Annotated in this window: 10 protein-coding genes; 3 read left to right on the top strand and 7 right to left on the bottom strand. The window is 56.7% G+C overall.

The features are described 5' to 3' along the window. Positions 1 to 78 precede the first annotated feature (78 nt). A complete protein-coding gene (locus tag AC2FH9_RS10375) occupies positions 79 to 951 on the top strand; it encodes an NAD(P)-dependent oxidoreductase (protein WP_496696241.1) in 873 nt (290 codons plus the stop codon). Positions 952 to 1059: 108 nt separating this feature from the next. Then, positions 1060 to 4125: an aminotransferase class III-fold pyridoxal phosphate-dependent enzyme gene (locus AC2FH9_RS10380; RefSeq protein WP_496871447.1), complete on the top strand. Its 3066-nt coding sequence runs from the start codon at positions 1060 to 1062 to the stop codon at positions 4123 to 4125. 52 nt (positions 4126 to 4177) lie between these two features. Here the strand turns inward: AC2FH9_RS10380 and AC2FH9_RS10385 are convergent, their stop codons facing one another. Then, the gene (locus AC2FH9_RS10385; RefSeq protein WP_496700761.1) at positions 4178 to 4654 is read right to left on the bottom strand and encodes a hypothetical protein; all 477 of its coding nucleotides are present in this window, start codon (positions 4652 to 4654) and stop codon (positions 4178 to 4180) included. Then, on the bottom strand, positions 4651 to 4818 hold the full coding sequence (gene hemP / locus AC2FH9_RS10390) for a hemin uptake protein HemP (protein ID WP_142635762.1): 168 nt from the start codon (positions 4816 to 4818) through the stop codon (positions 4651 to 4653). Before hemP ends, AC2FH9_RS10385 begins: the two co-directional genes overlap by 4 nt. A 220-nt stretch (positions 4819 to 5038) precedes the next feature. On the opposite strand from hemP, the gene gph reads away from it, so the two are divergent. Further along, on the top strand, positions 5039 to 5704 hold the full coding sequence (gph, locus tag AC2FH9_RS10395; RefSeq protein WP_496700763.1) for a phosphoglycolate phosphatase: 666 nt from the start codon (positions 5039 to 5041) through the stop codon (positions 5702 to 5704). A 324-nt stretch (positions 5705 to 6028) separates the two neighbouring features. Here the strand turns inward: gph and AC2FH9_RS10400 are convergent, their stop codons facing one another. The 5 genes from AC2FH9_RS10400 to AC2FH9_RS10420 form a co-directional block, all read right to left on the bottom strand. Continuing rightward, complete coding sequence (locus AC2FH9_RS10400; protein ID WP_142635758.1) at positions 6029 to 6784, bottom strand: ABC transporter ATP-binding protein; 756 nt, start codon at positions 6782 to 6784, stop codon at positions 6029 to 6031. A 9-nt stretch (positions 6785 to 6793) separates the two neighbouring features. Beyond that, positions 6794 to 7549: an ABC transporter ATP-binding protein gene (locus AC2FH9_RS10405; RefSeq protein WP_496871449.1), complete on the bottom strand. Its 756-nt coding sequence runs from the start codon at positions 7547 to 7549 to the stop codon at positions 6794 to 6796. Positions 7550 to 7558: 9 nt separating this feature from the next. After that, on the bottom strand, positions 7559 to 8764 hold the full coding sequence (locus tag AC2FH9_RS10410) for a branched-chain amino acid ABC transporter permease (protein WP_142635754.1): 1206 nt from the start codon (positions 8762 to 8764) through the stop codon (positions 7559 to 7561). Positions 8765 to 8767: 3 nt separating this feature from the next. Beyond that, complete coding sequence (locus AC2FH9_RS10415; RefSeq protein WP_142635752.1) at positions 8768 to 9799, bottom strand: branched-chain amino acid ABC transporter permease; 1032 nt, start codon at positions 9797 to 9799, stop codon at positions 8768 to 8770. 96 nt (positions 9800 to 9895) lie between these two features. After that, on the bottom strand, positions 9896 to 11242 hold the full coding sequence (locus AC2FH9_RS10420; protein WP_142635750.1) for a substrate-binding protein: 1347 nt from the start codon (positions 11240 to 11242) through the stop codon (positions 9896 to 9898). Between the last annotated feature and the right edge of the window lie 362 nt (positions 11243 to 11604).

Here is an 11604-nt window from a genome sequence, read left to right on the forward strand (position 1 = left end):
TTCAGCTTTGCTTTGTCTCTGCCAAACAATCCGGCTTGCGGCATCTGACCGGGCCTGGACAGCAGAGAGGTTCACCAAATGGCAAAAGTTGCGTTCCTTGGTTTGGGTGTCATGGGATATCCAATGGCCGGCCACCTGCAGGCTGCAGGTCATGAGGTCACGGTTTTCAACCGAACCACCGCTAAGGCCGAGGCTTGGGTCGCCCAATATGGCGGCTCAATGGCCGCTACCCCGCGCGAGGCGGCTGAGCGAGCCGAGTTTGTCATGGCTTGTGTGGGCAATGATGATGACCTTCGCATGGTCTGCGCCGGCGACGATGGTGCCTTCGGCGCAATGTCAAGCAGCGCGGTTTTCGTCGACCATACGACCGTCTCGGCAAAGGTAACCCGAGAGCTTTATGGCGCGGGCAAAGCCGCAGGGATTGCCTTTGTGGACGCGCCGATTTCGGGCGGTCAGGCCGGGGCTGAAAACGGAGTTCTGTCGATCATGTGCGGGGGGGATCAGGCTGCCTATGACGCGGCCGAGCCCATTATGCAGGTCTATTCCAAAATCTGTCGCCGCATTGGGGACAGTGGCGCCGGTCAGATGACCAAGATGTGCAACCAGATCGCCATTGCCGGACTGGTTCAGGGCCTCAGCGAGGCGCTGCATTTTGCCGAAAAAGCCGGGCTGGATGGCCGGGCGGTTGTGGAAGTGATCAGTCAGGGGGCCGCAGGCAGTTGGCAGATGGCGAACCGCTATGAAACCATGTTGGACGATCATTTTGAGCACGGTTTCGCGGTGGACTGGATGCGCAAGGATCTGGGAATTTGCTTGGATACCGCAGATGAAACAGGGGCATCCCTGCCGGTGACGGCTTTGGTTGATCAGTTCTATAAGGATGTGCAGAAAATGGGCGGGAATCGGTGGGATACGTCCTCGCTTATTAAACGGTTGCGCGCATTGGGGTAACGGGAAAAGGGGGCTGTCTGCCCCCTCTTGGCCCGCAGGGCCATTTCACTCCCGAAGATATTTTTAGCCAGATGAAAAGGACCCCGGTTTACTGGGACAGGGTTTCAAATGAACGACATCATCGCATTTTGGGCTGATGCTTTGCAGCAAAATTGGGGGCTGGACGCACGGCTGACCCGATTGGACGGCGAATACGATCTTAATTTTCTGGTCCGGGCAACCAACGGACAGGATTATGTTCTGAAAGTCATGCGCCCCGGATGCGAAGCAGAGCTTGTGGACCTGCAGGTCAAAGCCTTGGAACATATCGCCTCAGAAGCACCGGGGCTGCCATTTCCCACAGTGTTTCCCGATTTGCGGGGGGATTATCTGCCCCGAATCGAAGATCACGAGGGGGTACCGCGCCTTGTTTGGTTGCTGGAATGCCTACCTGGGCAATGCTACGCGAAATCGGCACCCAAATCCGAAGAGTTGATCCTAAAGCTGGGTCGCGTCCTGGGCGCTACAGACCGCGCATTAGAGCGGTTCACGCATGAGGGTTTGGCCCGGGGCGATTTCAAATGGAATCTGACGCAGGCAGGGTGGATCGAACAGCATCTGGACACCGTTAGTAGCCCCGCGCGACAGGCAGTGCTGGCCGAGATATGTTCCGAATTCAATGCGATATCAGACAAGTTGGCAGGCTTGCCCAGTCAGGCGATTCATAATGACGCCAATGACTATAACGTTCTGGTCGAAGCAGAGCTTGGCCAGCGCCCGGGCGTGTCGGGCTTGATTGACCTTGGCGATATGTGTGCCGCGCCACGCGTTTGCGATCTGGCGATTGCCGGGGCCTATATCGTATTGGATCATCCGCAACCCGAACGCGCATTGGCGGCACTGGTGCGCGGCTATCAGGCGGCAAACCCCCTGCGCGCGGACGAAGTCGATCTGATCTGGCCTCTCTTGCGGATGCGACTGGCTGTGTCGGTTGTGAACTCGACCCTGATGGCCCTTGAAAACCCGGATGATCCTTATGTCACCATCAGTCAGGCGCCGGCCTGGCGGTTTCTTGAGGACAACAGCGTCAATGGCGGATTGATGCCAGCGCGCCTGCGCGTCGCCTGTAGTCTGCCGGTCACCGATGGGGCCGAACGCATCCATGCCTATCTGTCCGCGCATCGTGGTCAATTCGCCGAGATGTTTGGACAGGGTCTAAAAGATGTGCCCATTGGCTCGCTATCGGTCGAAAACTCTGTGTGGCCGCAAAACCCATTCCACATGCCCCTGGCCGAGGCGGCACGTGTTGGCGAGGAAAATGTCACAGACTTCTGGTTGGGATATTACAATGAACCCCGCCTGATTTACGCAGAGCCGGAGTTCCGCAAAGGGCCATGGAAAGCTTCGGACCGACGCACCGTGCATCTGGCGGTGGATGTGTTCGCGCCTGCCGGCACTGTCCTGAATGCCCCGATCAGTGGCCGGGTCGAGGCGGTCGAGAACCGCGACAGTCACCTTGACTATGGCGGGGTGGTGATCCTGCATCACGAAACACCCCAAGGCGATCCGTTCTATACACTCTACGGACATTTGGACCCCGAGGTCTGCGACAGGCTGAATCCGGGCGATCCAGTCGCACAGGGAGCGGCGTTTGCACGGCTTGGGGATGTCACACAGAACGGGGGCTGGGCCCCACATGTACATTTCCAGCTGGCCCTGACTACGAACGGGATGCAGGCCAACTGGCCGGGTGTTGGCGACCCTGACGAGCTTGAACTGTGGCACGCCGTCTGCCCGAATCCGGCGGCTCTGCTGAACCTTCCCGATGACAAGGTGTTCTATCGGCCGACCGATAAACAGGCGATCCGGCAGGGACGGCAGGACCACTTCGGAGGCAACCTGTCCCTGACCTATGACGATCCAGTCATGCTGGTACGCGGTTGGAAGCATCACCTGTTTGACGAATGGGGTCGCCCTTATCTGGATGCTTACAACAATGTACCCCATGTGGGCCACGCCCACCCGCGCATTCAGGCTGTCGCAGCAGATCAGCTCAAGCGGATGAATTCCAACACTCGGTATCTGCATCCGGCCCAGACGGCTTTTGCCGATAAGGTTCTGTCCAAGCTGCCCGATCACCTCGAGGTCTGCTTCTTTGTGAATTCCGGCACCGAAGCCAATGAGCTCGCCCTGCGGCTGGCCCGCGCCCATACCGGCGCCAAAGGGATCGTGACGCCCGATCATGGGTATCACGGCAATACCAACGCCGCGGTGGCAATTTCGGCCTATAAGTTCAACAAACCGGGCGGAGTTGGTCAGGCGGATTGGGTGGAACTGGTTGAGGTCGCGGATGACTACCGAGGGTCTTTCCGGCGCGACGACCCCGATCGCGCCCAGAAGTTTGCAGATCTAGTGGACCCAGCGATTGCAGCCCTACAGGACAAAGGTCAGGGCGTTGCCGGTTTCATTGCCGAGACCTTCCCTTCAGTTGGCGGGCAGATCATACCACCCAAAGGCTATCTGCCCGCGGTTTATGATAAAATCCGCGCCGCTGGTGGTGTCTGCATCGCCGACGAGGTGCAGACAGGTTTGGGGCGTCTGGGCAAATATTATTTCGGCTTTGAGCATCAAGGCGCGCTGCCGGATATCGTGGCGATGGGCAAACCCATTGGCAACGGTCATCCATTAGGCGTTCTGGTTACTACCAAAGAGATCGCCCGCAGCTTTGACAACGGGATCGAGTTCTTTTCGACCTTTGGCGGATCGACCCTGTCCTGCCGCATCGGCAAAGAAGTTCTGGATATCGTCGATGATGAAGGCTTGCAGGACAATGCCCGCCTGATGGGCGACAGGTTGATGACAGGCCTGCGTCAGATCGAGACCGATTTCGGATCTGTCGGTGATGTGCGCGGCATGGGCCTGTTCGTTGGAGTCGAACTGATCAACCCCGATGGCTCTGAGGGCCGTGAGATCTGCAAATATGTCAAGAACCGGATGCGCGACCACCGGATTCTTATTGGCAGCGAAGGCCCAAAGGACAGCATCCTGAAAATTCGCCCGCCGCTGACGATCGAAGCGGAAGATGTGGACATGATCCTGTGGGCATTACGGGATGTGCTGGCAGAAGTTGGTGATTACAGCCCGCCACCCTCATGCGATCATGACCATCACCACGCAGGGTGCGGCTGCTGCTGAGGGCACGGAACCCCGGCGCGCATTCGCCGGGGTTCTGCACCTGCTCTGCTGCTTAGTGCAGCGTGGCAGTGGGGTTCTGATGTCTTGAGGTTGGCATCGGGATCGAGACCGTCATGCGTCGCAAAGCCAGCCCTAATTCCTCAGACAAAGCGGCCAATGCGGGGGCAAAATCGGGACGGACGATCAGGGACGCCATCATCATAGCGTCTTCGCGCGCGCCTTCTGATGCCGCCGCAATCATCTGGGCGAAACAGTTTTCATCCGCGCCAAGGCAGGCACAGCCCAACCCATGCCGGATCAGCGGGCGCCGTCCGTGATGGGCACAAAGCGAGCACAGCCGGTCCAGCGTCAACATCGCTGCCCGGCCCTGATCCGTGCCCAGGGCGATCTGAAAGTCCTGCGCCGCATCCATACGCGTTTGCATTCCGTCCCCCCAGAGGCGCAGGTACATGACCGCACCGGCCTCGACAGGGCTTAGGTCGGACAGACGACCAACGGTCGCGCCACCCCGGGCTGCAGGCGCGCTCATTTCGTCAGGATCAGTTTGCCCGCGCGCGTGATGCGCAGGGTGTACAGCTGATCGCCCAGCTCGATATGGGCCAGATTGCCCCCCTTGGTCAGATCTTCAGCCTTATGTGCAGGCAGCATTGATACGGCAAAAGACTGGCTGGGATTCGGGTTCTGAACATTCATCAGGATCACTCCGGAGGGTTTCGGGCAATGCGCCTTATCGGTTAACTTTTCGGGTATCTGGCTGGCCCGATTCCGGGGTTGCTGACGGCTTGAAATATAATCTGATTATTTTAGTCAGGTATGTCAAGCCTCAATATCCCACTCTCGCAACCGGGTTGAATTGCACTGCCTGAACACACCAGTTAGGACTTGCGGTGCAGCTTCAGAGGCAAGGATTTCAATGAGCGCTACAATTATGTTCGATTTGGACGGAACACTGGTCGACAGCCTTCCGGACATCACCGCCGCTGCGAATGCAATGCTGCGGGACACTGGTGTCCCGCCCCTGCCCCAGGACACGATCAAACAATTCGTCGGCAATGGCCTCCCGAAATTGGTAGAACGCATGATGTTTCATTGCGACCTGCCTATGGATCGCCATGCCGAGCTATCGGAACTGACGCTGACCCACTACAACGCAGCCTCCAGCGACAAAACCGTCGTTTACCCTGGCGTGGCCGAAGCGCTTGAACAGCTGCGCCAGATGGGTTGTGTTCTGGGTGTTTGTACAAACAAACCCAAAGCACCGGCTGACCATGTTCTGAAGTCGATGGGCCTGACCCATCATTTCGATGCCACCCTGGGTGGTGACAGCCTGGCCACGCGCAAACCAGACCCAGCCCATCTTGAGGCAAGTTTTAGCGCAGTGGCCGCTATAGGTCCGCGCCTGTTCGTGGGTGACAGTGAGGTCGATGCAGAAACCGCTGAACGGGCCCAGGTGCCCTTTTTGCTATTCACGGAAGGTTATCGGAAAAGCCCGGTTTCTGAACTGTATCATACCCGTAACTTCGCCGACTGGCACGAAGTGCCTGCGCTTGTAAGTGAGCTTTTGGGGGAATTGGGTTGATGTCCCCCAACTAGTGAGGGGCCGGCCGAGGGGGTAAGTAGCCAGCCCCTCAAGGGGGAAAAGTGGTAGGTCCTTGGAAACTCCTTGGATGATTTGAAGTTAACGAATCGCTCCAATCAAAGATATAGGGGGTTTCCCGTAGCCCTAGATAGGGTATTGAAATTACATAATAAATTATCCGTAAATTCTAGAAATTCGTTGAATATTGTCATTTTCCGTTGGTGACCCGGCCCCAGGACACCGCCAATCGAAAATTGAACAACGAAAAAGGGCGGGGATGAACACCCCGCCCGACGGTTCAGAAAAATTGCTGAATCCGCATGTTCAGATTGCCAGATATTCCTCGCGCAGCTGTGGATTCTCTAACACCTCGCTGGCGGCTCCATCAAACACGATGCTGCCCGTATCCAGAATGATCGCACGGTCCGCCAATTCCAGGGCGCGCACCGCGTTCTGCTCGACAATGATCGTGGTCATACCCTGCTGTTTGACGTGAAGCAGAGTCTTTTCGATCTCATCCACAATCACCGGGGCAAGCCCCTCATAGGGTTCATCCAGAAGCAACACCTTGATGTCCCGTGCCAAAGCCCGCGCAATCGACAGCATCTGCTGCTCTCCGCCAGACAGGGTAATTCCTTCTTGCTTGCGGCGCTCACCCAGCCTTGGGAACAGCTCATAAAGCCGTTCCAGCGACCAGCCGACAGGTGGAGCGATCTGGGCGAGTTGCAGGTTCTCTTCGACCGTCAGACCGGGGATGATACGGCGATCCTCGGGCACAAGGCCAAGGCCTGCGGCGGCGGCCTCATAGCTGGTCATTTTGTGCAGCGGCTTGTGATCCAGCCAGATTTCACCATGACGCACCTCGGGGTCACTGACCCGCGCGATGGATCTGAGCGTCGAGGTTTTGCCAGCACCATTCCGGCCCAGCAGGGCCAGAATTTCACCTTCGTGCACGTTAAAGCTGACGCCCTGCACGATATAGCTTTCGCCATAGTATGAATGCATGTCCCATACGGACAAAAACGCAGGGGCGGTGCTGGCCATATTGGCGTTTTTCGAAAAGTCAGGTTTCTCGTTCATTGCTTTTCCTTACGCGGCCTCACCCAGATAAGCTTCGCGAACCTTGGGATGCCCGCGGATGTTTTCTGGCGTATCTTCGACCAGAGGTGTTCCCTGCGCCAGAACGGTGATGCGCTCGGCCAGGCTGAACACCACATGCATGTCATGTTCAATGATGGCGATGGTAATGTCACGCTCGCCCTTGATCTGTTTGAGCAGGTCGATCGTGTTGTTGGTATCTGCCCGGGCCATCCCGGCGGTGGGTTCGTCCAGCAAAAGCAGGCGCGGGTTCTGGCTGAGGCACATGCCGATCTCAAGTCGTCGCTTGTCCCCACGTGACAGCGATGCCGCGTGCATCTCGCGTTTGTCAGCCATGTTCATCTCTAACAGCATCGCCTCGGCCTGCTCGACAATCGCCTTTTCACTGGAGATGGTTTCATAGGCGTGCATCCGAAAAGCGCCGTCCCGCATCGCAAAGATCGGGATCAACATGTTCTCCATCACAGTCAAATCGCCGAAAATCTCGGGCGTCTGGAACACACGGCTGATACCCATCTGGTTGATCTGATAGGGTTCCAACCCCAGAACAGAATTGTTGTCGAACAAAACAGAACCGGTATCCGGCATCAGCTTTCCCACCAAACAGTTCAGCAAGGTTGACTTGCCCGCACCGTTCGGGCCGATGATCGCGTGGACCGAGTTTTCTTCGACGTTGAGGTTCACATCCGACAGCGCCTTGAGGCCACCGAAGCGTTTGCTGACGTCTTTGACTCGTAGAATTGCCATGGTGCCCCCTTATTCCGCTGGCTCGGTTTTGCCCTTCGGGGCATCATCGGCGCCCGGTTTCTTACGCTTGAACCAGCCCATCAGCCGCTGACCACCTTCAACCAGCCCACCCGGCAGATAGATCACCACCAGCATGAACAGGATACCCAGCGTCAGATGCCAACCCTTGCCGATGAACGGATGGATCAGGAACACAACCGCGTCCTCAAGCCCATCGGGCAGGAAAGCGAACCAGCTGTGCAGAACATTGTCGTTGATCTTCGAGAAGATGTTTTCGAAATACTTGATAAAGCCTGCTCCCAGTACCGGCCCGATCAGGGTCCCTGTACCGCCCAGAATTGTCATCAGCACCACCTCGCCCGAGGCAGTCCACTGCATCCGTTCGGCCCCGGCCAGCGGGTCCATGGCGGCCATCAGCCCCCCCGCCAGACCGGCATACATGCCCGAAATCACAAAGGCTGCCAGTGTGTAGGGTTTCGAATTTAGACCGGTATAATTCATCCGCTGCTGGTTGGATTTCACCGCCCGCAGCATCATGCCAAAGGGCGAGCGGAATATGCGGATAGAGAGATAGAACACCGCCATCATGATCACCGCACACAGGTAATAGCCCGCGTTAAAGTCAAAGCTCCAGGCACCCACATCCAACGTATAGGTCGCGCGCATGGGAATGCCGAACAGATGCGGTAGGTTCGGCGCGCTGGCCGATTGCAGGATCTGCGGATCGTCCGCATAGACCTGCAAGCCGGTCTCACCATTTGTCAGGTTGAATTTTGGGTTCGAAAGCACCGAATAGGCCAGAGCAAAGCTCATCTGTGCAAAAGCCAGCGTCAGGATCGAGAAATAGATGCCCGACCGACGCAGGCTGACAAATCCGATCAGCAGCGAAAACACCCCGGCGACAAGAACGCTGAGCGCGATGGCCGGAACGACGTTATAGCTGAGCAGTTTGAACATCCACACTGCGGAATACGACCCCACCCCAAGAAAGGCCGCATGGCCAAAGGACAGGTATCCGGTCAATCCAAACAGAATGTTGAAGCCGATCGCAAAAATCCCAAAGATCACGAACCGCTGCATCAAATCGGGATAGCCCGCGTTGAACTGCGCCATGGCGCTGCCTTCGGGGAACGGGTTCAGGATAAAGGGCGCCAACAGGGTCAGTATGGCGACGATGATCAGCAGGCTGGTATCTCTCTTGTTCAGTCCCAACATGGCTTATTCCTCCATCACGCCTTTGCGCCCCATCAACCCGCGTGGACGGGTCAAAAGCACGATGATGGCGACAAGGTAGATGATGATCTGGTTGATGCCGGGGATCGTGGTCGTGGCCCAGGTGGTCGACGCAAAGCTTTCGAGCACGCCCAGCAGGAACCCGGCCAGAACCGCGCCAGGCAATGAGCCCATCCCCCCCACAACCACAACCACAAAGCTGAGAACCAGAAAGTCCATGCCCATGTGATAATTCGGGGGGTTGAGCGGCCCGTACATCACGCCTGCGAGGCCCGCGACTGCGGCCGCAATCCCGAACATGATGGTAAACCGCCTGTCGATATTTATCCCCAGCAGGCCCACCGTTTCACGATCTGCCATGCCAGCCCGCACGACCATGCCAAAGGTTGTGAATTGCAGGAACGAGAACACCGCTCCGATAATGCCAACGGCAAACCCGAAATAGACCAGCCGCCAGATCGGATAGATGATGGCGTTGGGATCGAATCCAACCATGATGCCAAGATCAACAGACCCACTCAGCATATCGGGGGGCGGGGTCTGGATCGGATTGGCACCGAAGAAATATTTGATGATCTCCTGCAGCACGATCGCCAGGCCAAAAGTCACAAGGATCTGATCCGCATGAGGGCGCTTGTAAAAATGTTTGATCAGCCCGCGCTCCATCACATAGCCGACAAACAACATGATCGGGATCGCGAACAGGACAGCCAGAGGAACGGACCAATCTATGATTGACGCGCCAATCTCGGGGCCGAACCAGGCCTCAATATACGGGGTTTCAACCTTCAGCGGGTTGCCCAGAAAATCTTTCTGACTTTCATCAAGGGTCACGTAGCTCAAGTTAAAGAGTTTTTGCAAAGACACCGCGCAGAACGCGCCAATCATGAACAGCGCCCCATGGGCAAAGTTCACAACTCCAAGCGTTCCGAAAATCAGCGTCAGGCCAAGCGCGATAAGCGCATAAGCCGACCCCTTGTCCAACCCGTTCAGAATTTGCAGAAGAATGGCGTCCATAGTCCCCACCTTTGGCCTGTCCAGTGGACTCCCCCATAGGCGGGAGAGCCCGTTTTCTAGGTCAGAGAATTTTCGTCGAAAATTCTCGCGCTTGTGTTAGGCGCCCGGATTGCATTTACCCAGTTCGCCACCGGCAAACATCGGGTGCTCGGGATCGTATTCGACCTGCGCGCGTGGGGTGATCTCGACGATCTCCAGCGTGTCATAGGCGTTGGTCGGGTTCTCGTTGCCCCGCACCACCAGCACATCCTTGAAGCACTGATGATCCGCGCCACGATACCATGTCGGTCCGTTGCCCAGACCGTCGAACTCAAAGTCTTCCAGCGCTTCGGCGACACCACAGGGGTTGAAGGTACCCGCCCGTTCACACGCATCCGCATAGAGCAGAACCTGCGCATAGCAGGTCTGAGCCGAATTGGACGGCGGCTTGCCGTATTTCTCACCAAAGGATTTCACAAAGGCCTTGGTGCCTTCGTCTTGCAGCTGCCAGTTCCAGTTCATCGAACCCAGCACGCCCTTGATGTTCTCGCCAGCACCAGCAGCCATCAATTCGGAATACAGCGGCACGACAATCTTAAAGTCTTTGCCGTTGGCCACCTTGTCGAGTAGACCGAACTGAATCGCATTGGTCAGCGAGTTCACCATGTTACCGCCATAGTGGTTCAGAACCAGCACATCCGCGCCCGAGTTCAGAACCGGCGCGATATAGGACGAGAAGTCCGTCGACGCGAGCGGTGTTTTGACCGTGTTGACCGTTTCCCATCCCAGGGCTTCGGTCGAGGCCACAATCGACTCTTCCTGAGTCCAGCCCCAGTTGTAGTCAGCGGTCAGATGATAGGCCCGGCGTTCACTGCCCATTTCGGCAGCAAGAACCGGCGCCAGAGCAGCGCCCGACATGTAAGCATTGAAGAAATGGCGGAAACCGTTCGCCTTCTTGTCCTTACCGGTCGTGTCGTTGGCATGGGTCAGGCCAGCCATGAAGATCACGCCCGCTTCCTGACACAGACCCTGAACTGCGACAGCCACGCCCGAAGACGAGCCGCCGTTGATCATGATCGCACCGTCTTTTTCGATCATCGACTTGGCCGATGCGCGTGCGGCGTCCGATTTGGTCTGGGTGTCGCCGGTTACGAACCCGACCTTTTTACCAAGAATCCCGTTCCCTTTCAGGGCCTTGGACGTAAAGGTGTTCAGGCAACCGCCATCGCCCTCACCGTTCAGATGCTCGACTGCAAGCTGCTGTGCCAGCAGTTCATCATTACCCTCTTCTGCATAAGGCCCGGTCTGCGGAACATTGAAACCCAATGTGACAGACGACCCAGAAGGTTCGTTAGTATATGCAGCAGCCGACGATGCAGTAAAAATCGTAGGTAGGGCCAGACCGGTACCGGCAACAGCACCAGACTTCAGCACGCCGCGGCGTGTGACAGATTTATTAGTCATTCATTCCTCCCAGTTCCCTGTTTTACGTCTGTTGGCTCCTCTTCCAGCAAACGATTGCGCAGGTTTACGCACCGCGAGTATGGCGGGGGTTCTGAAAATTTCTCAATAACCTATTCAAAAAGCAGCTATGTTATGTAAACAAATGAACACCTAGGTGCGGATTTTTGTAAATTCTTAAACATCTTATGCTTCTTAAGAATTGAAATTAAAAGGTATTATTTGAAAACATGCGGGTGATCGCCATGCAGGCAGTGCCGCTCTGCTCGGCAAGCAAGAAGTTGTTGCTAAATCTAAAGGAGAGCCCGGGCCGCATGATACAGCTCAGATGGTCACCGGGACGAGCTGACTTCCCCTGCAGATCA

The sequence above is a fragment of the Ruegeria sp. CDSC081 genome (genome assembly GCF_059610485.1).

Coding starts and splice junctions, on each gene's coding strand:
- AC2FH9_RS10375 (WP_496696241.1), top strand. CDS start 79: ATGGCAAAAGTTGCGTTCCTTGGTTTGGGTGTCATGGGATATCCAATG.
- AC2FH9_RS10380 (WP_496871447.1), top strand. CDS start 1,060: ATGAACGACATCATCGCATTTTGGGCTGATGCTTTGCAGCAAAATTGG.
- AC2FH9_RS10385 (WP_496700761.1), bottom strand. CDS start 4,654: ATGAGCGCGCCTGCAGCCCGGGGTGGCGCGACCGTTGGTCGTCTGTCC.
- hemP (WP_142635762.1), bottom strand. CDS start 4,818: ATGAATGTTCAGAACCCGAATCCCAGCCAGTCTTTTGCCGTATCAATG.
- gph (WP_496700763.1), top strand. CDS start 5,039: ATGAGCGCTACAATTATGTTCGATTTGGACGGAACACTGGTCGACAGC.
- AC2FH9_RS10400 (WP_142635758.1), bottom strand. CDS start 6,784: ATGAACGAGAAACCTGACTTTTCGAAAAACGCCAATATGGCCAGCACC.
- AC2FH9_RS10405 (WP_496871449.1), bottom strand. CDS start 7,549: ATGGCAATTCTACGAGTCAAAGACGTCAGCAAACGCTTCGGTGGCCTC.
- AC2FH9_RS10410 (WP_142635754.1), bottom strand. CDS start 8,764: ATGTTGGGACTGAACAAGAGAGATACCAGCCTGCTGATCATCGTCGCC.
- AC2FH9_RS10415 (WP_142635752.1), bottom strand. CDS start 9,799: ATGGACGCCATTCTTCTGCAAATTCTGAACGGGTTGGACAAGGGGTCG.
- AC2FH9_RS10420 (WP_142635750.1), bottom strand. CDS start 11,242: ATGACTAATAAATCTGTCACACGCCGCGGCGTGCTGAAGTCTGGTGCT.